Origin of the sequence: Flavobacterium commune, assembly GCF_001857965.1 — a bacterium.
In the GTDB taxonomy this organism is placed as follows: Bacteria; Bacteroidota; Bacteroidia; order Flavobacteriales; family Flavobacteriaceae; genus Flavobacterium; species Flavobacterium commune.
On sequence record NZ_CP017774.1, the window covers coordinates 348,758 to 372,357 of the forward strand.

Genomic DNA, 23,600 nt, shown 5'->3' on the forward strand with positions numbered 1-23,600 from the left:
TACTCTATATTCTCTACTCTTAAAAATAAAAAAAATATGAAAACAGCCTATATAGTAAAAGCATACCGAACTGCCGTGGGAAAAGCCCCAAAAGGTGTATTCCGTTTCAAACGTCCTGATGAATTGGCAGCAGAAACCATTCAACACATGATGAATGAATTGCCTGATTTCGACAAAAAACGCATTGATGATGTCATGGTAGGAAATGCCATGCCGGAAGCGGAACAAGGATTGAATTTTGGACGCCTCATTTCATTAATGGGATTAGAAATTAACGATGTTCCTGGAGTCACCGTAAACCGATATTGTGCCTCAGGAATAGAAACCATAGGAATGGCAACTGCCCGAATCCAGTCGGGAATGGCCGATTGTATTATTGCCGGTGGTGCCGAAAGCATGAGTTTTATCCCAATGGGCGGCTATCGACCTACTCCAGATTATGCCGTTGCCAAAGCAGGTCACGAAGATTATTATTGGGGAATGGGACTAACAGCCGAAGCCGTTGCCAAACAATTCAATATCTCCAGAGAAGATCAGGATTTATTTGCTTATCATTCGCATCAAAAAGCATTGAAAGCTCAGGCTGAAGGCAAATTTGACAACCAAATTGTTCCTATTACTATAGAACAAACTTTTGTTAATGCAAATGGTAAAAAAGAAACGAAATCTTATACCGTCAATAAAGATGAAGGACCAAGAGCCGATACTTCGCTAGAAGCATTAGCTAAATTAAGACCGGTTTTTGCTGCTGACGGAAGTGTAACAGCAGGAACTTCATCTCAAATGAGTGACGGTGCTGCCTTTGTGTTGATCATGAGCGAAGAATTGGTAAAGGAATTAAACTTAACACCCATAGCCCGATTAGTAAATTATGCTTCTGCAGGTGTAGAACCAAGAATTATGGGAATTGGCCCTGTAAAAGCCATTCCAAAAGCATTAAAACAAGCAGGATTACAATTAAAAGATATCGACTTGATTGAGTTAAACGAAGCCTTTGCTTCACAATCCTTAGCCGTAATTAGAGAATTAGACTTGAATCCAGATATTGTAAACGTAAACGGAGGTGCCATTGCCTTAGGTCATCCTCTGGGGTGTACAGGGGCTAAATTATCCGTTCAGTTATTTGACGAAATGAAACGCCGCGGCAACAAATACGGTATGGTGACCATGTGTGTTGGAACTGGACAAGGAGCTGCGGGGATTTACGAAATATTATAGACAAAAGTATTCTTTCTTTCATCCAAATAACAAGATTTAGAATAATCAATAAATTAAAAACATACAAAAAATATAGACTATGGCAGATACAATCGAAAAAAATGTGACTCGTGGTGGTCAGTTTTTAGTTAAAGAAACAAAATGCGAAGACATTTTTATTCCGGAAGATTTCTCTGAAGAACAAAGAATGATGCGTGATATGGTCAAAGAATTTGTTGACAAAGAACTTTGGCCTAACAAAGACCGCTTTGAAAAAAGAGACTTTGCATTTACTGTTGAATGTATGCACAAAGCCGCTGAATTGGGACTTTTAAGTATTTCTGTTCCGGAAGCCTATGGCGGAATGGGAATGGGATTTGTCGATACGGTTTTAGTTTGTGATTACATTTCAGGGGCAACAGGATCCTTTTCAAGTGCTTTTGGTGCGCATACCGGAATTGGAACATTGCCAATCACCTTATACGGAACAGAAGAACAAAAACAAAAATATGTTCCAAAACTAGCTTCCGGCGAATGGTTTGGCGCTTATTGCCTTACCGAACCCGGAGCTGGAAGTGATGCTAATTCAGGAAAAACAAAGGCTGTTTTGTCTGAAGACGGAACGCATTATAAAATTACAGGGCAAAAAATGTGGATTACCAATGCCGGATTTTGTTCGCTTTTTATTGTTTTTGCCCGAATTGAAGATGATAAAAACATTACCGGTTTCATTGTCGAAAACAATCCTGAAAACGGAATTTCCACCAATGAAGAAGAGCATAAATTAGGAATTCGTGCTTCATCAACAAGACAGGTATTCTTTAACGAAACCAAAGTTCCTGTAGAAAATATGCTTTCTGAAAGAGGAAATGGTTTCAAAATCGCTATGAACGCGCTGAATGTTGGACGTATTAAATTGGCGGCAGCCTGTTTAGATTCACAACGAAGAATCATTACTGGATCTGCTAAATATTCGAATGAAAGAATCCAATTTAATGTTCCTATTTCTAAATTTGGTGCCATTCGATACAAATTAGCCGAAATGGCTACTAGTTGTTATGCTGGAGAAAGTGCGGTTTACAGAGCCGCCAAAAGTATCGAAGAGCGAATTGCTATTCGCGAAAGCGAAGGTGCTCCACATCAGGAAGCCGAATTAAAAGGCGTGGAAGAATTTGCCATTGAATGTGCCATTTTAAAAGTAGCCGTTTCTGAAGATATTCAAAATTGTTCTGACGAAGGAATTCAAATTTTTGGTGGAATGGGATTCTCAGAAGACACACCAATGGAAAGTGCCTGGCGTGATGCGAGAATTACCCGAATTTACGAGGGAACAAACGAAATCAACCGAATGCTTTCAGTAGGAATGCTGATTAAAAAAGCCATGAAAGGGCATGTTGATTTATTAGGTCCGGCTTCAAAAGTGCAGGAAGACTTAATGGGCATTCCGTCATTTGAAACTCCTGATTATTCCGAATTATTTTCTGAAGAAAAAGAAATGATCAGCAAATTGAAAAAAGCCTTCTTGATGGTTGCCGGTGGCGCAGTTCAAAAATACGGCCCTGATTTAGACGAACACCAACAATTATTGATTGCTTCTGCTGATATTTTAATCGAAATTTACATGGCTGAATCTTGTATTCTGAGAACCGAAAAATTGGCAAAAAAAGAGGGTGAGGCCAATATCAAAGAACAAATTGCGATGGCAAAATTGTATTTATATAAAGCCGTAGATATTGTCACACAAAAAGGAAAAGAAAGCATTATTTCTTTTGCCGAAGGCGATGAACAACGCATGATGTTAATGGGATTGAGACGTTATACCAAATACACCAATATGCCAAACATTGTCGAAATTAGAAGAACTATTAGTGCTAAAATTATTGCCGAAAACAAATATTGTTTTTAGATAAACCAGCTAAATCAAGCATAAAAAAACTGTCTCGTTTTCAAAAAACGGACGGTTTTTTTGTTTGACAAACCCTACTTATTCTCTTTCTCAATAGCTGAAATTTCTCCAAAATAAGAAATAGATTCTCTATTATTACTAATAATCGTTAGTGTGCTACTTCCCTGAAAAGAAACAAATAATGTCATATTAAACAAATCTTGCTGTCCTTTTACAGTCACATCTATTTGATAACCTTTCTTTACTTTACTGATTAAAAATCTTTCCGGTTTTCCTTCAAATTTAAGCCCTGTATCACTACCTCCATAACCTAAGCCACTAAATCCTCTTCCAAAAAAAGGCATTTCACTTTTAATAAAATCGGGGTTGAATTTGACAAAATTGGGAATAATACTCAAATCAATCATTCTAAAAGTTTGTGAATTCGAATTTCGGGCTACAAATTGAAATTCTTTAGCTTCAATCAGCTTTTCTATTGCTGTTTGCTTTTCTAAATTCTTTTCGCTTCTTAATTGTCTTCTCGTTTTTTCCTGAGAAAATCCAATCAAAATATTAAAACAAAGCAAGATCAAAACAGCTATTTTATGTGTTTTCATAATTTTATTTTTTAAATTAAAACAAATGAACCCTTGATAAACAACAACTTAAACTAAAATAAAAATAATACAAATGGATTAAATAAAATACTTCAATCAATATAAATGATTATTTGAAATCACAAAAATTGTTCCTATTTTAGATAAAAACAAAGACATATGAAAATATTAGGAATAGGATCCCGAATTGCACATCCTCAATACGGAAAAGGAGTAATTACCAATGTTTCATCAACCGCTTATTGGGTTACATTTATAGAAAACGGATTAGAAACAATAGCATTAAATGATACTTTTGAAATTATTGAAGCCGCCGAAAACGAAGTTGATACTATAAGTTTCTCTGAAGTAGAAACCACTTTACGGAATCTTCTGAAAAAATGGTCTGATGTTTCCGAAATTGTTCCCATAGGCGACAAATGGAAAGGCGGGAAACTAATTTTAGAACCCGGTCAGGCAGGTTTAGCATCAAAGGAAATTCCGATTGACACTTTTTTCCATAAAATAGTAATGGTTAGAGACCGTTTACGTGTAATGGAACAAAAAGTAAATTCGAGTAATCTGGAAGAAATAGAAAAAATAGAACTGCAACAATACATCACCAGAATCTACGGTAGTTTAACGTCCTTCAATATTTTATTTAAATCGCCAACCAACCATTTTGTTGGGGAAAAATCAAAATAGAATGTTATTTAACTTTGATTTTCGATGCTTTTTATAGTATTTTTATAGTTTAAATCCTATTCTACAAAATCATGAAAAAATTCATTCTTTTTACACTAGCTATTAGTGCAGCTTTTGTTGGGTGTAAACCCCAAAATAAATCGGCTGATACTAAAAAATTAAATATTGCATTCGAAGCTAAAAGCAACAGCAGTGTTGCAGGAACAGCTACTTTTGTTGAAAAAAACGGCAAAGTAACTTTCGAAGCTAAAATATCAGGATTAAAACCCGGAATTCACGCTATTCACATCCATGAAAAATCAGATTGTTCGGCAGCTGATGGAAGTTCGGCGGGAGGGCATTGGAATCCAACCTTTAAAAAACACGGTAAATGGGGAGTTGGCGAATATCACAAAGGAGATATTGGAAATTTCACTGCTGATGAAAAAGGAAACGGAAAAATCACTTTGACTACCGACGAATGGTGTATTGGTTGTGACGATCAAACTAAAGACATATTAGGAAAAGGTTTAATTGTTCATGATGGAACGGATGATTTTACTTCTCAACCAGCAGGAAATGCCGGAGCTAGGGTAGCTTGTTCGGGGATTATAAAATAAAGAATAGTCTTTCAACACCGATTAAAACCATCTTAATTTAACAAAATTAAGATGGTTTTTTCATTTTTAAATAACATCAAAACTAGAAAAAAACATAGCTTTGTAGCATCAAAATAAGAATATGATAAATCCTTCGGCACCTGGCTGGATTGATAAATTTTTTATCAAGCAGGAATTCACGAAACAGCATGTTTTCATGGATACTGATTTATTTTATAAAAAAACCAGAGCTACCGGTTTTATATACGGTCATATTATTTCGTTTGAAACACCTGTATTTGTTGACACCAAAGGCTGGGTTCAAAATGAAATCCCTAAAGTTGCCTTATTAAATACCCTGTATCATATTTACGGATTAACCACTAAGGAAGTAGATTCGAATACTTTTATCAAAAAATGTCTGGATTTCTATGATGATTTGCATCCGCAGGGATTTAATTTGTTCAAAAAAGTTTTGCCTAACGGTGCTCCTTCTTTAAACTTGGAGAGAATCATTGATACCCGAGTTCAAACCAATGTGGACATTATAAATAAAAACTTCTCTCATATTGTAACTAATGCACTGCTTTTTATCGATATTTTAGCTTTTAGACAATATTTGATTAATGGAAAAATCCCGGAGAAATACCTAAAAAAAATTGAAGAAGCAGTAATTAGTGTGGTTACATTGGCACTAAAAATTAAGACTAATAAATCAAATTATGACGATTTATTAATCAAACTCTTTGAAGCTTCAGTACGTTACAGCAAATTTTCTAAAATTAATACCCAAAATATTGACGAGTTAAATTTGGACTACTTCAATTCTGATTTAGAAAAATATTATCTCCTTGATATGGCAGGAATGGCATTATGGAGTGATGGCGAGATTGAAAATGAAGAGATTTATTTTTTACATAAATTAGCCGAAAACATCAAAATACAAGCTGATTTCGTATCTGAAAGTATCCAAAATACGGATCTTTTTATAACTAAATACAAAAAAGAAATTCCTTATTTTAATTATTCAAATCCGGTAAAACATTTTTACGATCAAACCACACAAAGTGTAATCACATTAATTAGTCGTAATAAAAACAGGCTACTCAAAGAAATTATTCAAAGTAAAGAATTAATGATTTTATTAGCTTATTCTACAAGAAGAGATTTAGACGAAAAAGAAAAAAAGAAAGTAAAAAAACAGCTATTGGATATTTGTAAAACGATACCCTCGCTAACTATTTTTTTACTTCCCGGTGGAAGTTTACTGCTTCCAATCCTGATAAAATTTATCCCAAAATTACTCCCCTCTGCTTTTAATGAAAATTTAGATAATGAATAAAAAAATCGCCATTTGAGGCGATTTTTTACTTATAAATTCAATTGATAGACTTCATCCAGTTCTTTATTTGAACTAATATTCACTTCTAAATCGGTAACAAAACCGGAATTCAAACCATAAACCCAACCGTGCAGAGTTAAATCCTGACCGTTTTTCCAGGCATTTTGTACAATCGATGTTTTGGCTAAATCAAAAACCTGCTCTTTAGCATTTATTTCTACAAAGGTGTTAAAACGCTCCGTTTCATCTTGAATAGAATCTAAATAAACATTGTGCATACGATACACATCTTTAATATGTCGAATCCAATTATCAATAATCCCGATAGACTGATTTCCCATAGCTGCTTTTATACCTCCACAACCATAATGTCCACAAACAATTACGTGTTTTACTTTTAAAACATTCACAGCATAATCCAAAACACTTAGCATATTCATATCGGTATGTACAACCATATTAGCAATATTTCGGTGTACAAAAACCTCTCCCGGCTTAGCTCCAATAATCTCATTTGCCGGCACACGACTGTCAGAACATCCTATCCACAACAATGGTGGTGTTTGTCCTTTGGCTAAATCTGCAAAATAGTTAGGATCTTTCTCTAATGATTTTACGACCCATTCTTTATTATTATCTAATATTTTTTTATAAAAATCAACCATACTATTTTTAATTTACTCTATTTAACTTTGTTTCAGTAATACTCAGGTTTATTCTTTATTGTTTTAAAAAACTTCTCTTTTAACCATCATTCGTTTTGCTACATCATAATAATGCTCAATTGTTACATGATTTGAAACTTCATCCGTATTCTCTAACTGATAGGCCTTTTTAAAACCTTTCAATTTTACTTTGATATTTTGATCATGAGCTCGTATTTCTTTAAACTCACGAATTAAATCCAAAACATCATGAGCAATATACTCTGTATCATGAGCGTTAATAACAACTCTTGAATTTTCAGGAATATCATTTAGTGTTTGCTTAATGGCGGCCTTATTTAAAAAAGAAACTTCCTGTGCTAAGTCGATATGAATAATATCTCCGTCTTCGTATTCTTCTTTTTTGAAACTGTATGCTTTTTTTAGATTTCCTTTTAAAACAAAAATCACACTAATAATAATTCCCAGCATTACTCCTTTTAACAAATCAGTCACTACAACAGCAACCATCGTCGCTATAAAAGGAACAAATTGATATTTTCCTTTTTCCCAGAAATGTTTAATTGTAGCCGGTTTGGCTAATCGGTAGCCGACTAAGATTAAAATTGTAGCTAATGTAGCCAATGGAATTTTATTTAAAATTGCGGGAATAATTAAAACGCTCAATAATAAAAATACCCCATGGATTATGGTTGACATTTTTGATTTGGCTCCTGCATTACTATTTGCCGAAGAACGAACCACTACCGATGTCATGGGTAATCCTCCCAAAAGAGAACTTACTATATTTCCTATTCCTTGGGCTTTTAACTCGACATTGGTATTAGTATATCGTTTTTGCTGATCCAATCTGTCGGAAGCCTCAATACACAATAAAGTCTCGACTGATGCCACAATAGCAATTGTTACAGCTACAGTCCAAACATCAGGATTGATAATTTGCGAAAAATTAGGAACTACAATAATTGCCTTAAAATCCTCTAATGATTCCGGTATAGGCAAAGACACTAAATGCTCTTTAGTAATAGCTAATGAACTCCCTGAATTGATAAAAATCTGGTTCAAAGCAATACCAAAAATTACAGCTATTAATGCTCCGGGAACTAGTTTGAATTTCTTTAAAAAAGCCACTTTGTCCCAGGAAATAAGTATTGCCAATGAAAACAAACTTACAATTATTGCTCCTAAATGAAAATGATCGAAAATCTGAAATAATGAAGACAGCGTATTATTTCCATCAACTTGAGCAAAGGATTGATCTCCTTCAAAATCGGCATCATAGCCAAAAGCATGTGGAAGCTGTTTTAGAATAATAATAATTCCAATACCCGCAAGCATTCCTTCAATTACATTAGTTGGAAAATAATTAGATATACTCCCTGCTTTAAGAAAACCTAACGCTAATTGAATAAAACCGGCAATAAAAACAGCTGTCAAGAAAATATCAAAAGCTCCCAAATTAGTTATTGCCGTTAATACAATTGCTGTTAATCCAGCCGCCGGCCCGGTAACACTAATATGAGATTGACTTAAATAGCCAACCACGATTCCTCCTATAACGCCAGCAATAATACCCGAAAATAATGGTGCCCCCGAAGCCATTGCAATACCTAAACACAATGGTAAGGCTACCAAGAAAACCACTAAACCAGATGCAAAATCAGATTTAAGGTTGGCAAAAAGATTGGTTTTTTTTGTCATAATACTAATGAATAAATTATACTAAATTGTACCACAACAAACTGTATGTACAATCCTAATTTTTTTATAAAAGTATTATATCCTATCGGGTGGAGGCGTAACTACAGAGCGTAAAACATTGTCATGTTTAGACAAATTCTCAAAAAGTATTAAACTTCTAAGTCCTGTTTTTTTTACCTTAAAAGTTAGATTAGAAGTTACAATATACACTAAATGTTTTGTCTCTTTTTTTACGTGTTCTTCGTCAGACAAACTATAAAAAACAGCAACATCAGTTGACTTTTCTATCAACTTCACAACGGTAGGAGTTGATAGAAAAGCTATGAATACAAATAAAAATAAAAGTGCTATTGATTTCATATAAACAAAAATAAACCTAAAAAAATATAAATTTTAAAAAAACCAATGTTTTTTTAAAAAAAATTAACAGCAACAAACAAAAAACCAACAAAACCAATATAACAATCTTACTTTCAGAAAATTAAACAAACAAAAGACGCAATTCATACTGTTCTGCACTTAAAAAAAACTGATAAAAAAGATTTTTTTACTATCAAACAAATTGATTGTTTTTATATTTGCATCAAAAAATTCTATCCATGACTATTACCCAACTTAAATATGTTTTGGCTGTAGCCGAACACAAAAACTTCACACTGGCTGCCGAAAAATGTTTTGTAACTCAACCTACCCTGAGTATGCAAATTCAAAAAATTGAAGAAGAATTAAATATTCAAATTTTCGACCGAACTAAAAAACCCATCCAACTAACGGATATTGGTCAAAAAATAGTAAATCAGGCAAAAAATATTGTTAACGAAGCTGATAGAATTCAGGATATTGTTGAACAACAAAAAGGCTTCATAGGTGGCGAATTCAGACTGGGCATCATCCCTACTATTATGCCCACTTTATTACCTATGTTTTTAAATAATTTTATCAAAAAACATCCAAAAGTAAAACTCATTATTGAGGAGTTAAATACCGAAGAAATTATTACCAAATTAAATAATGGTCATTTAGACGCAGCCATTGCCGCTACACCGTTGATGGAAGAAAAAATCAAAGAAATTGTACTATACTTTGAACCATTTGTAGCTTATATTCCTGAAAATCATCATAATTTTCAAAAAAAGGAAATTGAAGTCGAAGACTTAAATCTTGATGAAATTCTTTTATTACAGGATGGACATTGTTTTAGAGACGGTATTTTAAATCTTTGCAAAAACAACACAAGAAGCGAAGGAAATCATTTTCAAATAGAAAGCGGAAGTTTTGAAACCTTAATAAAACTTGCCGATGAAGGGTTAGGAACCACACTTTTACCTTATTTACACACTTTAGACTTAAAAGAATCCGACAAAGTAAAACTGCGTCATTTTACAGAACCTAAACCCGCCAGAGAAGTCAGCCTTATTTATCCAAAGAGTGAATTAAAAATCCAAATTATTGAAGCATTAAGAAGCACTATAGCGGGAGTTGTAAAAGGAGCTATCGTTTTCCAAAATGTACAAATTATAAGTCCACTTCAAAAAAAATAGAGTCAGGTATCCTGACTCTATTTGATGATTTTAGTTTCTCTCTACTACAAAAAGACACTTTTGCAATTCGGGTTTTTCTTTTGTGTAATATAAAAGCCATTTTTGGAGATGTTCAATCTCATGTGGCAATAAATTTCGAACTGCCTTTTTCAGTTCTTTCACAAACAAATCAGGTGCAAAACTAACTCTTTCCAGTATCGATTTCGTATAATCATATATCATTCTTGGCATATCTAAAAGTTTTAAAAGTTATCTAAATTAAAGTATTGTAATTTACAAAAAACGGGCTTTAACTCACAAATCCAAAACAGTTAAAAAACACATAAAAAACGATGAATTACATTTTCTTAAAAATTTAGAAATTTTTAACTTACAAAAACAAAACTACTTTAGTAAGTCTCATAATTTTAGAAAAACAAAGTTTATTTCATAAAAAAAGGAATCATTTCAGATTCCTTTTTTATTCAAATATTTACTATCACTAAAGATGGTTTTAACTCTGGTTTCTCTATTATGAAAGACATCAGCCACTCTTTTAACTGTTCCAACTCATAAGGTAGAAGTGTTTTTACCGCTTTTTCCAGTTCTTTACAAAAGAGTACCGGATCAAAACTAACTCTTTCTAATATCGATTTTGTATAATCAAACATTATTTTGGTCATAATAGATTAACTTTAATGATTAAACATTAATTCAAGGCTTTGTAAAATTAAGAATTAAAAATATACTTTACATCTATTTAACGGTATTTTTAAAAAATTATTATGTTAAATTTCAAAAAGCTGTTTTTTATTCAAACTTTATTTAAAAGCTCTAAACATCTCTCTTTTCCCCGGAGGTCCTTCTAACTTTTCTACTCTGAAACCTACTTCTATCATACTTCGCTTGACTACTCCTCTGGCCGCATAAGTCACTAAAACACCATTTTCTTTAAGGGCATCATACATTTTTTGAAAAATAGCTGTACTCCACAATTCGGGTTGCACCCGATACCCAAAAGCATCAAAATAAATCAAATCAAACTGTGCCACATCATCAATATCCTGAAAAAATTGTTGCCTTTTAGTTAATGAAAAATGATTATCCAAAACTATTTTTTCATTCCAAGCCGATTGGTGCATTTTCTCAAATACCGCTAATTGCTCTCCGGCATCTAATTCATCAACATAATTCATTGCTAAAATTTCCTCAGCAGCAACAGGATAAGCTTCTACTCCGAGATAATCAATAATTTGATTCATTTTTTGAGCTTCTAAGAAACTAATAAACGCATTTAATCCGGTACCAAAACCTATTTCTAAAATAGATAGCTTTTTATTTTTAAATAACGAAAGTCCGTTTTTAATAAAAACATGTTTGGCTTCCTGAATGGCACCGTGTTTGGAATGATAACTTTCATTCCATTCCTCTAAATGAATCGTTGTCGAACCATCTTGAGTTTGTATAATTTCTCTTTTCAATTTTCTTAACTAATTTTTTAATCTGCTTTAAACAGCAACCAAATTTACTCAAAAAGTGCCATACTCAAGTCCAAATTCCTTTGATTTATTGCATATTTGATAGAAATGATTGTCTTTTTTTTAGTTTTTTTTTGAATATACGAAAATCCTATTCAATAGTAACAATTATTAAAATTTTGACAAGTATTTTGTCCTTTTTTATTTAATTTTGCAGGAATCAAAGTTTAGTTCATCATAAAGTGAAATTTTATACTTAAGCTTCATTTATACATTCAAAAAAATAAAAAAACATATTATTATGAGTACAACTCAAGCCAACAAAATTGAAATTATAAAAGCACCTAATACAAAAATTAACGAAGTAGATTTTGACAACTTAACCTTTGGTTCTGTATTCACTGATCATTTATTTGAATGTGATTATAAAAATGGAGAATGGCAAAACCCAACTATTAAACCTTATGCTCCATTCCTGATGGATCCTTCATCGAGAGTTTTTCATTACGGACAAACTATTTTTGAAGGAATGAAAGCCTACAAAGATGATAATGATGCTATTTGGCTTTTTAGACCTGATGAAAACATAAAACGTTTTAACAGTTCAGCCGTTAGAATGGCAATGCCTGAAGTTCCTGAACAATTATTCATGGAAGGTCTTAACCAATTATTGAAATTAGATGAAGCCTGGATTAAAAAAGGTTTAGGAAACACGCTTTACATCCGTCCTTTTATGATTGCGACTGGTTTTGGTGTTGTTGCTAATCCTTCTGACGAATATAAATTCATGATTATCTTATCTCCTGCAAAAGCTTATTATTCAGGAGAAGTTAAGGTACTTATTGCTGAGCACTACAGTAGAGCAGCTAATGGTGGTATTGGTGCTGCAAAAACCGGTGGTAACTACGCAGGACAATTCTATCCTACTACTTTAGCCAATCAGGAAGGTTACCAACAAGTTATCTGGACTGATGACGCAACGCATACCAAACTGGAAGAAGCCGGAACAATGAATGTGTTTTTTAGAATCAACGATACTTTGATTACTGCTCCTACAAGCGAAAGAATCTTAGACGGAGTTACCAGAAAAAGCCTTATTGACATGGCAAAAAGAGAAGGAATCAACATTGAAGTTCGTTCAATTCTTGTTGACGAATTAATTGAAGGAGTAAAAAATGGTAGCTTAAAAGAAATTTTCGGTGCAGGAACAGCTGCTGTAGTAAGCCCTATAAAAGGATTTGCATACAAAGACGAATATTTTGAATTACCTAAAATAGAAAATTCTATCGCATTGCAATTAAAAGAGAAATTAACAAACATCCAACACAAATTAGCTGAAGATACTTTTGGCTGGACTGTAAAAATATAATTTCATACATTTTGAATATAGAAAAAGGCGATTTTCAAATTCGAAAATAGCCTTTTTTATTATATACTGTTTATATTAATTTTAAACCTAAATTTTCCTTTTCCACGTCCTCAAAGGGTGAAAAATCCACTTAAAAATCACTCAATATTTTAGAGAAATCGGGTTTAAAATAATTAGGACCTTTCATTACTTTTCCGTCTTCACGATAAATAGGTTTTCCATCCTCTCCCAGCTTACTCATATTACTTCTTTGAATTTCATCAAAAACAGCTTCTATTTTGTCCTGAAGTCCATGTTCAATAATTGTTCCGCACAAAATATACATCATGTCTCCCAAAGCATCTGCAATTTCAACCAAATCATTGTTTTTAACCGCTTCCAGATATTCTTCGTTTTCTTCTTTCATCAAATGGTAACGAAGCGTTTTTTTTGTTTCCCCTAAATCGGCAATAGGATTTTCACTGTGTCCTATTCCAAATGCTGTATGAAATTCTTTTACCGAATCGATTTGCTTTTGCATAATTATTATTGATTAAATGAAACGCAAATTAGTAACTAATCCTAAACATTTGACTATTTTTGCAATAAATTTTTTAAATTATGTTTAGCCAAGGTCAATTAGTATTTGCGGTCTGTTTTTTAATAGCTTTTATTATTGTTATGATTTTTTCTTATCGAAAAGACATCAAAACACACAAAGTATTTTACAAGGGAAATTATAAAATCTTAATTGGTTTCTTTATTTTCATTGGAATTTTATTTCTGATAAAAATATTCTTCAAACATTAATCGAATCATTTCACATAAGGAATCTTAAACTTCACTAAGAACAACAAAAAACACAACATACACAAAAACAACAAGTTATTCAAAAAACTACACTTCTCGGCTGTATTTTTTCTTATTCAAGCTTAAAGTTCAATTAGGAAAAATTCAACAATTCTTTTCATTTTTAGCAGCTAAAGACCTTTTTTTATAATTTTTACGCTCATAGCTTCGGATATTGATAAAATTTCTAACTTTACAACAGAAAATAATCAATTTATTATGAGAATTTTAAAATATATCTTTCTTCTGTTTTTACTTAGCTTAGTCGCATCATCTATATTCGTTGCTACACAAAAAGGGGATTTCCTTGTAGAAAGAAGTAAGATTATTAATTCTCCTAAAACATCCGTTTATAATTATGTTAATGATTATAGAAACTGGAGTGATTTTGGTTCATGGACATCCGAAGATCCGGAAATAAAAATAAACTACCCACAAAATACTATTGGCAAGGGAGCTTCTTTTAACTGGGAAGGAAAAGACGGTGTTGGAGAAATGCGTACTATCAGAGTACTAGAAAATGACAGCATCGTACAAAGCATGAAATTTGAAGGGACTCATTCGACTGTTTACTGGAATTTTAAAGATACTATTGGTGGTACAAAAGTAACCTGGAAAACCAAAGGAAAAATGAGCTTTTTCTTTAAAATTTATTCAGCTTTAAATGGTGGTGCAGATAAAATTATCGGGACTATTTACGAAAAAAGTTTGGCGAATCTTGACAAAGCACTTGATTACGAAATCAATACTTTTTCGACTGTTAACAACGGTGTGGTTAAAAAACCAATTATGAACTATATTGGACAAACTTTTACCAGTGAACTAGTCAAAATAAACAAAAACTTCAAAATTGTAATTCCTAAGCTGACTACTTTTTGCGAAAAAAATAATATTGTTATCAACGGAAAACCTTTTATCCTTTACCACACTTATGATACAGCAAAAGGGCTTGCTAAAATCACAATTGGTATAAGTATTAAAGACGCTATATTTTTAAGTGCAGGAAGTGATATTGTAGCCGGAAAACTGGATGCATTTGAAGCTGCAAAAACCAGTTTAACAGGAGACTATTCGCACTTAAAAACAGCTTATGCTAAAACAGAAAATTATCTGAATCAGAATAAATTAACTCCAAATCCTGTTTTTTCACATTTAGAAATTTATGCTTCGGGGAAAAACGAAATCAAAAACCCATCCAAATGGCTTACTGAAGTTTATATCCCTATTGTACCAAAAGTAATTCCTCCGGTGCAAACTTATAAGCCAGCTGAAACGAACGAAATTCCTCCAGTAGAATCTCACCCAAAACCGGAAGAAGAATCTGAATTTTAAAAAATCTTTTTTTACCAATTAAACCTTAGGGTAACTTATTGTATCTAACCTAATAAAAAAACTTGCTGGACGAAAAGGAATTCATACAACAATTGTTAAACCCGAAAACGCAAAACGATGCTTTTCAAAAATTGTTGCATACCTATCAAAAACCGTTGTACAATCATATTCGGAACATCGTTTTAGATCATGATGATGCCGCCGACGTTTTACAAAATACCTTTATTAAAGTTTTTCAAAATCTTAAAAACTTTAAAGGCGAAAGCAAATTATTTTCCTGGATGTACCGCATTGCTACTAATGAAGCTTTGACTTTTTTAAATCAAAAAGCTAAAAAAAGCGGAATTTCGTCCGAAACATTACAAAACAAAGCAATAGACAACCTTAAAGCCGATGTTTATTTTGATGGAAACGACATTCAGATTGCGTTGCACAAAGCCATTGCAACACTTCCTGAAAAACAACAATTAGTATTTAAAATGAAATATTTTGAAGAATTAAAATACGAAGAAATCTCAGAAATTCTGGGCACATCAGCGGGTGCGCTAAAAGCCTCTTACCATCATGCAGTAAAAAAAATCGAAGCACTTTTAACCACAAATTAAACCTTTTCAATTTAATTTAGTCAAATAGCTATCATGAAAGAATTCAAATTAAATACCAACCCTAAAATCGAGTCAGGATTCAAAGCACCGGATGATTTTTTCGAAAATTTCTCGGCAAATCTACTCGAACAATTGCCTAAAAACGAACCCAAAACCATCTCGCTGTTTCAAAGAAAAAAAACAATTATTATGATGGTTGCCGCTGTTTTTGTTTTAGCTTTAGCAATACCAACACTTATAAATAATGCGAGCCGTTCCAATGAAATTGATACGGTAACTTTAGAAAATTACTTAAGTTATCAGTCTAATGTAAATCAATATGATTTAATTAACGAACTGGACGAAGAAGATATTGACAACATTAACACCACTACAAATATTGTTTTAGAAGACAATACTATTGAGGAAATCTTAATAAACAACAACAATTTAGAACATTATATTATTGAATAATATTATAAAAATGCAGAAGATGAATTTCAAAAAAATTTTACCACTACTATTATTATTTTCTTTAAGCTTCTATGCTCAGGAAAATTTCAACGATAAAAAGGAACAAATTAAATCCTTAAAAGTTGCTTTTTTAACTACTGAACTCAATCTGAGTTCTCAGGAGTCAGAAAAATTCTGGCCTCTTTACAATGCTTATGATAACAAACAATTTGAAATAAGACATCAAAAAATGAAAACCTATAAGCATAAATTCAGTGATGATGCACTCAGCAAAATGAGTGAAAAAGATGCTGCTTTACTGCTTTCGCAAATGGAAGCCACCGACGAGGAATTATTTTCATTGCGAAAAAAATTCAGCAAGAGTCTAAGAGCTATTTTACCGGCAACAAAAATCATTAAATTAAAAAAAGCCGAAGACGATTTTAATCGAAAATTACTCCAACAATACGGAGACAGATCAAAAAGAAGATAAAACATTAAAAAATACAGCAAAAGCCGTCTTGTTAAAAAAAAACGAGACGGCTTTTTCATTGATACTATAAGCTTAATTTATGCGTTATTATAGCGCATCTTTCAAATACAAAAGCACTTCAAATTAATTGGCACAGTAATTGGATATTGCAAATTATCAAATGTAAAAATACAGTCGCCATGAAAAATAAAATAATATTCTTAAGCCTTATAGCTTCTTTTTTTAGCATACAAACAGAAGCTCAAAGAAGCTCAGTAAACGCAATGAGTAACGAAATTAGCGACAACCTCGATTTAAGAGCGGTTGCATCTATTTTTGGAGACTCCAGAAATCTAGAAGATTTTGAAAGACGTTTAAACGACCCTGAACTACAAATTTCTAATTTAGACTTAAATAATGATAATGAAGTCGATTACTTGCGTGTAATAGAATCAGTAGAATACAATACCCACGTAGTAATTATTCAATCGGTTTTAGATCGCGATGTTTATCAGGACGTAGCAACAATCGATATTGAAAGAAACAACAATAGTGTACAAGTACAATTTATTGGTAACGAATATATGTATGGACCTAATTACATTTACGAACCCGTTTATTATACTACACCATTAATTTATGCTTCTTTCTGGGCTAGTAATTATCGTCCTTATGTATCTAACTGGTATTGGAATTACTATCCGTCATACTACTATGCCTGGAGACCCTATCCTATATATAGATACAGAAACAATATTAATTTATGTGTAAATTTTAACAACTATTACAATTATGTAAGCTATAGAAGAAGTAATATTGCCATTTCTCTTTACAACACCAGACGTTCCTATGCTTATGAAAGACGTTATCCAAACTATGCTTTTTCAAGAAGATACAGCAATTATACTAATCGTTACGAATTAGATCAAAGAAGAGGTTCCAGATATAGTAACAACTATTCAAATAGCAGGAATTCAACCGGAAGACAATACAATGCTCCGCAAAGAAGAGAAACACCAAGAGATTATACTCAAAACAGAACTAACAGCAGTACAGCCAGACAAAACACAACAAGAGACTATAATGATAACCGATTAGCCGCTTCCAGACAAAACAACAACTCTAGAAATTACAATAGTAATAATAATAGCAATTATTCGAGAGAGAATAAAGTGCAAACTGAACCTAATAGAACATACAATAGTAATAGTAATTATTCGAGAGGAAATAAAGTACAAACAGAATCGAATAAAACATACAATAACAATAGTAATAACAATTATTCTAGAGGAAACTCAGCTCAAGGCGGATCTGGCAAAACATACAATCAAAACAACTCAGAAAATTCAAGACAAAACGCATCATCACAGCAAAATCCGTCAACAAGATCTTATGCTCCCAGACAAGAAAGCAGCTCACAAAGAGCAGCACAAAGTACAAGAGATAACAGTCAAAGCAGAGAGACATATTCAAGACCAAGCACTCCGGCTGCTGCCCCACAAAGAGCTGAATCTGGCAGAAGCAGAGGTTCTAATCAGGAAAACAACAATTCTTCCAGAAATAACAACCGAAGAATCTAACAAAATAAACTGCTATTATTAAAACACGATCAATTGGTCGTGTTTTTTTGTTTTTTAAAATAAATAAGTTTTGATTTACTTAAAAATGAGTAAATTTGATGCCTTTACCAAATTATTCATGAGCGCACACAGAACTTTACACAGCAAATTAACGCTAGGAGGCTTATTAATTACATTAGGAATTATATACGGTGATATTGGTACTTCTCCACTATACGTAATGAAAGCTATTTTAGGAACTCACACCATCAATGCCGATGAAGTTCTGGGAGGAATATCAGCAGTATTTTGGACACTAACTTTGCAAACTACCATCAAATACGTTATCATTACTTTAAATGCTGACAACCATGGTGAAGGTGGAATTTTTGCCCTGTATGCCTTAGTAAAAAAAACCAAAATCAGATGGCTCATTGTACCCGCCATCATTGGAGGTAGCGCCTTGTTAGCCGACGGAATTATAACTCCTCCCGTTTCGGTTTCTTCTGCAGTAGAAGGTATTAGAACCTATTACCCTGAAATAAACACGGTACCCATTGTTATCGGAATCTTATTTGTACTCTTTACCATTCAACAATTCGGAACCAAACTCGTTGGTAAATTCTTTGCTCCAATGATGCTTATCTGGTTTAGTATGCTTGGTATATTAGGTATTATTCAAATAGCTAAACATCCCGAAGTATTCAAAGCCTTCAACCCATACTACGCTTATCATTTATTGACAATTCATCCCGATGGATTTTTTGTACTTGGATTTGTCTTTTTATGTACCACAGGAGCCGAAGCACTATATTCAGACATGGGACATTGCGGAAGAAAAAACATCCGTATCAGTTGGCTTTTTGTTAAATCAACCTTGGTCTTAAACTATTTTGGACAAGGAGCTTACCTTATTACTAACGAAGGAGAAACATTACAAAGTTTAGGCGGAAAAAACGGAAATCCTTTCTATTTGATAATGGACGATTGGTTTCAGCCTTTCGGAATTGTAATTGCAACAACAGCGGCAGTTATTGCTTCACAGGCTTTAATTAGTGGTTCGTTCACCTTAATAAACGAGGCCATGCGACTTAATTTTTGGCCAAAGGTAAAAATCAATTACCCAACCGAATTACAGGGACAATTGTATATTCCGTCCATCAACTGGTTGTTATTCTTAGGTTGCGTTGGAATCGTTCTGCATTTTGAAGAATCCAGCAATATGGAGCATGCTTATGGTTTAGCCATTATTTTATGTATGATCATGACCACCATTTTACTCAATTTTTATTTGATAATGAAAAGAGTAAAATTGTACTTTATGGTGCCATTAATTACCATTTACCTATTAATCGAATTAAGCTTTTTAGCCGCTAATATCACTAAATTTGCCGATGGAGGTTATGTAACCTTAATTATTGCAATTGTTTTAATTTCGATAATGTCAATTTGGTTTACAGCCAAAAAAATTACTAAAAGCTACACTAAAATTGTCAAAGTTCAAGATTATATAAAAGTATTGAGCGAGTTAAGCGTAGACATGAGTATTCCTAAATATGCCACCCATTTAGTTTATATGACTAATGCCGGAAGAGTTGATGAAATAGAAGAAAAAGTAATGTACTCTATCCTTCAAAAAAGACCTAAAAGAGCCGATATCTATTGGTTTGTACACGTAAATATCCTGACCGAACCCTATAAAACGGAGTATAGAGTGACCGAAATACTTAAAGACGATATGTATCGTGTTGACTTTAATTTAGGATTTAGAGAACCTACAAAAATCAACCTGATGTTTAAAGAAGTTATTAAAGACATGGTTAAAAATGGCGAAGTAGATATTAGAAGCCGTTATGAATCACTGAACAAGAACAACATTATTGGCGACTTTAAATTTGTGCTTTCAGAGAAATTTTTATCGAATGATAACGATATAAAATGGCACGAAAACATCATCATGAATTCGTACTTCCTAATCAAGAAATTAAGTTTATCCGAAGAAAGTGCCTTTGGATTGGATAGTAGTTCGGTGAAAATAGAAAAATTCCCAATGATACTTCATACTCCGGAAAATATGGACTTAACTCGTTTAGAACCGAGAGAAATACATCTTTAGAATCAATAAAAGCTCCAATTTTGGAGCTTTTTTTTATATAACAATCCGTTACTGTACCAATTTTGAAAATGACACACGGATAACACAGATTTAAACTGATAAAAACAAATTTTCATATAATAATCAGTGAAAATCTGTTCAATCAGTCCCGATAGCTATCGGGATTGTGACCTGTTTTTTTATTTAGTCCGCTTAGCGGACAGTCATAATTATTTAATTAAATTTGGTTAAATTTCAATCAAAAATTAACTTGAAAAATACATTTAAAATTCTTTTAAAATTAGTTTTATTCCTTTTGGGACTTATTTTACTGTACGTAATCGTAGCCTACCTCCTTTCGAAAATAACAATTGAAAAAGAAACGGATACAAAACCGGAAGTTGAAATTTTTATCCTGACAAATGGTGTACATACCGATATTGTAATGCCTACAATAAGCGAGCAAATGGATTGGAGTCAACAAATTCAATTTAAAAACACCCAAGCGGCTGATTCCACTTACAACTATATTGCGATGGGCTGGGGAGATAAAGGATTTTATCTGGAAACTCCTGAATGGTCTGACCTAAAAGCTTCGGTTGCACTTAAGGCAGTATCAGGATTAAGCACCACTGCTATTCATGCAACTTATTACAAGCAAATGAAATTAGGCAACGACTGCAAATCAATGCGTATTAGTAAAGAACAATACCAACGCCTGATTACTTATATTACCAATAGTTTTCAAAAAGATGCTTCGGGTAATTTTATTCCAATAATAACCGATGCTAATTATGGTAAAACCGATGCTTTTTATGAAGCAAACGGAAGTTATAGCATCTTTAAAACCTGTAACAGTTGGACTAATAGCGCACTAAAAGCCTGTGGTCAAAAATGCTGTTTGTGGACAGCAACCGATTCAGGAATTTTTTCGAAATACAAATAAAACTAAAATATAAAAAAATCCAGATTCGGTAAATTTCCAACTTTGCGGCTTTGAATATCGGTTTTTAACCACTGTATCACCAAAACGTTAATGCAAAAAATTAAAACCATGATAGATAGCAAACAACTACCACATAAAACTTCAGATTTATTTTTAACTGATGGAGGCTTGGAAACAACGCTAATTTTCTTAAAAGGCTTAAAACTTCCTTCCTTTGCTGCTTTTGATTTATTAAAGGACGAACAAGGATACAATGTATTGAAGGACTACTACAAAAGCTATTTAAATATTGCGGAGAAAATGGAAATGAATTTCATTTTAGAAAGTCCTACCTGGCGTGCCAATCCCGACTGGATAGAAACCATAGGTTATTCAAAGTCATCAATTTCAGAAATTAACAACAAAGCAATCTTGCTTATGGTTGACTTAAAAAATGAATTTAAAAACAAGATTAACAATATCCTCATTAGTGGATGTATTGGACCGCGAGGAGATGGATACAAATCTGAAAACAAAATGACAGCAGAAGAAGCTCAAAAATACCATTCAACTCAAATAGACATTCTTAGTCAAACAGCTGTTGATGTTATTTCTGCCATTACAATGAATTATGTTGAAGAAGCGATTGGCATAACGCTTGCAGCAAATGCGAACAAGCTCTCTACTGTAATTTCTTTTACCGTTGAAACCGACGGCAAACTTCCTAGCGGAATGGACTTAAAAGAAGCCATTAAACAAGTTGACAATAGTACATTGAATCCGCCAATATATTATATGATTAACTGTGCTCATCCTACACATTTTTTTCATGAGCTTCAAAAAGGCAACAAAGAGTGGACTTCCAGAATTAAGGGCATTAGAGCAAACGCCTCCTGTAAAAGTCATTCAGAATTAGATGAAGCTACCGAGCTAGATAGAGGAAATCCTCAAGAGTTAGGCATGGAACATAAGAAATTAAAAAAGAGCTTTAAGCATTTGAATGTATTTGGGGGCTGTTGTGGAACTGATGAAGAACATATTAAGGCAATTGCAATTCAAATCAAACAAACCGATTAATTAGCATAACACACTCCTCCAGAGGAGGGATGGTTTAAACACAAAATTACAATCCCTTAACTTAATGGCATTACCCGAAACTTGGGGACAGACTGACAAAAGTATTGACTCTAAAAGATATCGAAAATCCTTTTTGTAACAAGGTAAACTCACGAGTTTTATTTTTGCCACGACCCGAGTGATAACGAATAAGCGAAGCAATTACACGAAATAACATCAATATTAATTCTAAAATAAATTACACAAATTTTATCTGACTTTGGCAGATTCGTGAAATATTATTTTTGCTTCGGAAGCCTTATTTTACTGAGAGGAGCACAAAAAACATAAATAATCAAAAAGAGTAAAGTTGTGGTTTGTAAGATTTAATTTCTATATTTGAAAAAAGAATAAAACGAAATAAAACTTCGCCAATCTACCCGATTTTGGATGTATATACGAAGGTTTGTTTCGGATATAAACGAGTTAGCAGAAAGCTCAGAACTATATTTTAAAATGAGAGAAGTAGAAAATCATCCTATAGAAATTGGGTTCATACAGAATGGAATTAAAACTCTTATTGTTGGAACATTTCCTCCAAAAGAAGTCTATGAAAGTGATGATCATTTTTTCTTTTATTCTTCAACCAGAAATCATTTTTGGAACAGAATGGAAAATATCTTTCCAGAATGGAATAAACTAAAAAAAACAAAAACGAAATGCGCTGAAATATCTCCTGAACAAAATAAAATTGATAAGGAAAATTTTTCAAAAGAAAAAAAAATTGGCTTTTTGGATATTTTCTCAAAAATAAGCCGAATGAAAAACTCAACGAAAGACAATGATTTAATTTGCGTCGAAAATATTGTAGAAAATGGCAAATTAGATAAAGTTATAATTGAAAATGAAAGTTTAAGAAGAGTTTGTTGCACTTACAAATTGGCATTTGAAATTCTAAAATGTAAGATTGAACAAAATAAATTATCAATTATTGAAGACAGTATTTCTGCTAACGGACAAAAATTAATTTATAAAATAGGAAAAAGAGAAATCGAAATTTATCTATTGTATCCCGCAACAAGAAGTCGTGATAAAAACGAAACAAAAGATACTCAATATAAAAAGTTGCTATTCAGTTAAAACCAGAAAAGCGCGGAAATGCTTTCCGTGCCCACAACAGTGAGCAAATAATCAATAAAAACTGGACAAAATAATATACTTTGTCCAGTTACTCACGAAGATGCTTCCTCCGTCAGCAGG

25 protein-coding genes are annotated in these 23,600 nt (G+C 32.7%); 17 read left to right on the forward strand and 8 right to left on the reverse strand.

Annotated features, from left to right (window positions below; genetic code table 11):
* Positions 1–36 precede the first annotated feature (36 nt).
* Positions 37–1,218: an acetyl-CoA C-acyltransferase gene (locus BIW12_RS01355; protein WP_071183466.1), complete on the forward strand. Its 1,182-nt coding sequence runs from the start codon at positions 37–39 to the stop codon at positions 1,216–1,218.
* A gap of 79 nt (positions 1,219–1,297) precedes the next feature.
* A complete protein-coding gene (locus BIW12_RS01360; protein WP_071183467.1) occupies positions 1,298–3,103 on the forward strand; it encodes an acyl-CoA dehydrogenase family protein in 1,806 nt (601 codons plus the stop codon).
* A 74-nt stretch (positions 3,104–3,177) separates the two neighbouring features.
* Here the strand turns inward: BIW12_RS01360 and BIW12_RS01365 are convergent, their stop codons facing one another.
* On the reverse strand, positions 3,178–3,699 hold the full coding sequence (locus tag BIW12_RS01365; RefSeq protein ID WP_071183468.1) for a DUF4251 domain-containing protein: 522 nt from the start codon (positions 3,697–3,699) through the stop codon (positions 3,178–3,180).
* 159 nt (positions 3,700–3,858) lie between these two features.
* Here BIW12_RS01365 and BIW12_RS01370 point away from each other — a divergent pair, with 159 nt between their 5' ends.
* From BIW12_RS01370 to BIW12_RS01380, 3 genes are all read left to right on the forward strand, one after another.
* A complete protein-coding gene (locus BIW12_RS01370; protein WP_071183469.1) occupies positions 3,859–4,383 on the forward strand; it encodes a hypothetical protein in 525 nt (174 codons plus the stop codon).
* A gap of 71 nt (positions 4,384–4,454) precedes the next feature.
* Positions 4,455–4,982 (forward strand): superoxide dismutase family protein, encoded by a 528-nt coding sequence (locus BIW12_RS01375; protein WP_071183470.1) that lies wholly within the window; start codon positions 4,455–4,457, stop codon positions 4,980–4,982.
* A 121-nt stretch (positions 4,983–5,103) separates the two neighbouring features.
* Positions 5,104–6,303, forward strand: a complete 1,200-nt coding sequence (locus BIW12_RS01380; RefSeq protein ID WP_071183471.1) for an LETM1-related biofilm-associated protein — start codon at positions 5,104–5,106, stop codon at positions 6,301–6,303.
* Between the two features lie 29 nt (positions 6,304–6,332).
* Here the strand turns inward: BIW12_RS01380 and can are convergent, their stop codons facing one another.
* From can to BIW12_RS01395, 3 genes are all read right to left on the reverse strand, one after another.
* Positions 6,333–6,968: a carbonate dehydratase gene (gene can / locus BIW12_RS01385; RefSeq protein WP_071183472.1), complete on the reverse strand. Its 636-nt coding sequence runs from the start codon at positions 6,966–6,968 to the stop codon at positions 6,333–6,335.
* A gap of 63 nt (positions 6,969–7,031) precedes the next feature.
* Entirely contained in the window at positions 7,032–8,669 is a 1,638-nt protein-coding gene (locus tag BIW12_RS01390; protein WP_071183473.1) for a SulP family inorganic anion transporter, read from the reverse strand.
* 75 nt (positions 8,670–8,744) lie between these two features.
* The gene (locus BIW12_RS01395; protein WP_071183474.1) at positions 8,745–9,029 is read right to left on the reverse strand and encodes a hypothetical protein; all 285 of its coding nucleotides are present in this window, start codon (positions 9,027–9,029) and stop codon (positions 8,745–8,747) included.
* A gap of 239 nt (positions 9,030–9,268) precedes the next feature.
* On the opposite strand from BIW12_RS01395, the gene BIW12_RS01400 reads away from it, so the two are divergent.
* Positions 9,269–10,210: a LysR substrate-binding domain-containing protein gene (locus tag BIW12_RS01400; protein ID WP_071183475.1), complete on the forward strand. Its 942-nt coding sequence runs from the start codon at positions 9,269–9,271 to the stop codon at positions 10,208–10,210.
* A 30-nt stretch (positions 10,211–10,240) separates the two neighbouring features.
* On the opposite strand, the gene BIW12_RS01405 is transcribed toward BIW12_RS01400, so the two are convergent.
* From BIW12_RS01405 to mnmD, 3 genes are all read right to left on the reverse strand, one after another.
* Positions 10,241–10,441, reverse strand: coding sequence for a hypothetical protein (locus BIW12_RS01405; protein ID WP_071183476.1), 201 nt, complete (start codon positions 10,439–10,441; stop codon positions 10,241–10,243).
* A gap of 233 nt (positions 10,442–10,674) precedes the next feature.
* The gene (locus tag BIW12_RS01410; RefSeq protein ID WP_071183477.1) at positions 10,675–10,872 is read right to left on the reverse strand and encodes a hypothetical protein; all 198 of its coding nucleotides are present in this window, start codon (positions 10,870–10,872) and stop codon (positions 10,675–10,677) included.
* A 138-nt stretch (positions 10,873–11,010) separates the two neighbouring features.
* Positions 11,011–11,670, reverse strand: a complete 660-nt coding sequence (gene mnmD / locus BIW12_RS01415; protein WP_071183478.1) for a tRNA (5-methylaminomethyl-2-thiouridine)(34)-methyltransferase MnmD — start codon at positions 11,668–11,670, stop codon at positions 11,011–11,013.
* 298 nt (positions 11,671–11,968) lie between these two features.
* On the opposite strand from mnmD, the gene BIW12_RS01420 reads away from it, so the two are divergent.
* On the forward strand, positions 11,969–13,036 hold the full coding sequence (locus BIW12_RS01420) for a branched-chain amino acid aminotransferase (RefSeq protein ID WP_071183479.1): 1,068 nt from the start codon (positions 11,969–11,971) through the stop codon (positions 13,034–13,036).
* Between the two features lie 130 nt (positions 13,037–13,166).
* Here BIW12_RS01420 and BIW12_RS01425 read toward each other — a convergent pair whose 3' ends face one another.
* Positions 13,167–13,556, reverse strand: coding sequence for a pyrophosphohydrolase domain-containing protein (locus BIW12_RS01425; RefSeq protein WP_071183480.1), 390 nt, complete (start codon positions 13,554–13,556; stop codon positions 13,167–13,169).
* Between the two features lie 80 nt (positions 13,557–13,636).
* Between BIW12_RS01425 and BIW12_RS16540 the strand changes: the two genes are divergently transcribed.
* The 10 genes from BIW12_RS16540 to BIW12_RS01475 all read left to right on the forward strand — a co-directional run bounded on the left by BIW12_RS16540 (position 13,637) and on the right by BIW12_RS01475 (position 23,480).
* Positions 13,637–13,825: a hypothetical protein gene (locus BIW12_RS16540; RefSeq protein WP_071183481.1), complete on the forward strand. Its 189-nt coding sequence runs from the start codon at positions 13,637–13,639 to the stop codon at positions 13,823–13,825.
* A gap of 258 nt (positions 13,826–14,083) precedes the next feature.
* Positions 14,084–15,196: an SRPBCC family protein gene (locus BIW12_RS01435; protein WP_071183482.1), complete on the forward strand. Its 1,113-nt coding sequence runs from the start codon at positions 14,084–14,086 to the stop codon at positions 15,194–15,196.
* A 62-nt stretch (positions 15,197–15,258) separates the two neighbouring features.
* Positions 15,259–15,801 carry an RNA polymerase sigma factor gene (locus BIW12_RS01440; protein WP_071183483.1) on the forward strand — a complete coding sequence of 181 codons (543 nt, stop codon included), beginning with the start codon at positions 15,259–15,261 and terminating at the stop codon, positions 15,799–15,801.
* 33 nt (positions 15,802–15,834) lie between these two features.
* Positions 15,835–16,254, forward strand: coding sequence for a hypothetical protein (locus tag BIW12_RS01445; RefSeq protein ID WP_071183484.1), 420 nt, complete (start codon positions 15,835–15,837; stop codon positions 16,252–16,254).
* A gap of 19 nt (positions 16,255–16,273) precedes the next feature.
* Positions 16,274–16,726, forward strand: a complete 453-nt coding sequence (locus BIW12_RS01450; protein ID WP_071183485.1) for a sensor of ECF-type sigma factor — start codon at positions 16,274–16,276, stop codon at positions 16,724–16,726.
* Between the two features lie 179 nt (positions 16,727–16,905).
* Complete coding sequence (locus BIW12_RS01455; protein ID WP_071183486.1) at positions 16,906–18,285, forward strand: hypothetical protein; 1,380 nt, start codon at positions 16,906–16,908, stop codon at positions 18,283–18,285.
* A gap of 118 nt (positions 18,286–18,403) precedes the next feature.
* The gene (locus BIW12_RS01460; protein ID WP_071186050.1) at positions 18,404–20,380 is read left to right on the forward strand and encodes a KUP/HAK/KT family potassium transporter; all 1,977 of its coding nucleotides are present in this window, start codon (positions 18,404–18,406) and stop codon (positions 20,378–20,380) included.
* A 250-nt stretch (positions 20,381–20,630) separates the two neighbouring features.
* On the forward strand, positions 20,631–21,305 hold the full coding sequence (locus tag BIW12_RS01465) for a TIGR02117 family protein (RefSeq protein WP_071186052.1): 675 nt from the start codon (positions 20,631–20,633) through the stop codon (positions 21,303–21,305).
* Between the two features lie 108 nt (positions 21,306–21,413).
* Positions 21,414–22,361, forward strand: a complete 948-nt coding sequence (locus BIW12_RS01470) for a homocysteine S-methyltransferase family protein (protein ID WP_071186054.1) — start codon at positions 21,414–21,416, stop codon at positions 22,359–22,361.
* Between the two features lie 495 nt (positions 22,362–22,856).
* Complete coding sequence (locus tag BIW12_RS01475) at positions 22,857–23,480, forward strand: uracil-DNA glycosylase family protein (protein WP_071183487.1); 624 nt, start codon at positions 22,857–22,859, stop codon at positions 23,478–23,480.
* Positions 23,481–23,600 lie beyond the last annotated feature (120 nt).

Coding starts and splice junctions, on each gene's coding strand:
- BIW12_RS01355 (WP_071183466.1), top strand. CDS start 37: ATGAAAACAGCCTATATAGTAAAAGCATACCGAACTGCCGTGGGAAAA.
- BIW12_RS01360 (WP_071183467.1), top strand. CDS start 1,298: ATGGCAGATACAATCGAAAAAAATGTGACTCGTGGTGGTCAGTTTTTA.
- BIW12_RS01365 (WP_071183468.1), bottom strand. CDS start 3,699: ATGAAAACACATAAAATAGCTGTTTTGATCTTGCTTTGTTTTAATATT.
- BIW12_RS01370 (WP_071183469.1), top strand. CDS start 3,859: ATGAAAATATTAGGAATAGGATCCCGAATTGCACATCCTCAATACGGA.
- BIW12_RS01375 (WP_071183470.1), top strand. CDS start 4,455: ATGAAAAAATTCATTCTTTTTACACTAGCTATTAGTGCAGCTTTTGTT.
- BIW12_RS01380 (WP_071183471.1), top strand. CDS start 5,104: ATGATAAATCCTTCGGCACCTGGCTGGATTGATAAATTTTTTATCAAG.
- can (WP_071183472.1), bottom strand. CDS start 6,968: ATGGTTGATTTTTATAAAAAAATATTAGATAATAATAAAGAATGGGTC.
- BIW12_RS01390 (WP_071183473.1), bottom strand. CDS start 8,669: ATGACAAAAAAAACCAATCTTTTTGCCAACCTTAAATCTGATTTTGCA.
- BIW12_RS01395 (WP_071183474.1), bottom strand. CDS start 9,029: ATGAAATCAATAGCACTTTTATTTTTATTTGTATTCATAGCTTTTCTA.
- BIW12_RS01400 (WP_071183475.1), top strand. CDS start 9,269: ATGACTATTACCCAACTTAAATATGTTTTGGCTGTAGCCGAACACAAA.
- BIW12_RS01405 (WP_071183476.1), bottom strand. CDS start 10,441: ATGCCAAGAATGATATATGATTATACGAAATCGATACTGGAAAGAGTT.
- BIW12_RS01410 (WP_071183477.1), bottom strand. CDS start 10,872: ATGACCAAAATAATGTTTGATTATACAAAATCGATATTAGAAAGAGTT.
- BIW12_RS01420 (WP_071183479.1), top strand. CDS start 11,969: ATGAGTACAACTCAAGCCAACAAAATTGAAATTATAAAAGCACCTAAT.
- BIW12_RS01425 (WP_071183480.1), bottom strand. CDS start 13,556: ATGCAAAAGCAAATCGATTCGGTAAAAGAATTTCATACAGCATTTGGA.
- BIW12_RS16540 (WP_071183481.1), top strand. CDS start 13,637: ATGTTTAGCCAAGGTCAATTAGTATTTGCGGTCTGTTTTTTAATAGCT.
- BIW12_RS01435 (WP_071183482.1), top strand. CDS start 14,084: ATGAGAATTTTAAAATATATCTTTCTTCTGTTTTTACTTAGCTTAGTC.
- BIW12_RS01445 (WP_071183484.1), top strand. CDS start 15,835: ATGAAAGAATTCAAATTAAATACCAACCCTAAAATCGAGTCAGGATTC.
- BIW12_RS01450 (WP_071183485.1), top strand. CDS start 16,274: ATGAATTTCAAAAAAATTTTACCACTACTATTATTATTTTCTTTAAGC.
- BIW12_RS01455 (WP_071183486.1), top strand. CDS start 16,906: ATGAAAAATAAAATAATATTCTTAAGCCTTATAGCTTCTTTTTTTAGC.
- BIW12_RS01460 (WP_071186050.1), top strand. CDS start 18,404: ATGAGCGCACACAGAACTTTACACAGCAAATTAACGCTAGGAGGCTTA.
- BIW12_RS01470 (WP_071186054.1), top strand. CDS start 21,414: ATGATAGATAGCAAACAACTACCACATAAAACTTCAGATTTATTTTTA.
- BIW12_RS01475 (WP_071183487.1), top strand. CDS start 22,857: ATGAGAGAAGTAGAAAATCATCCTATAGAAATTGGGTTCATACAGAAT.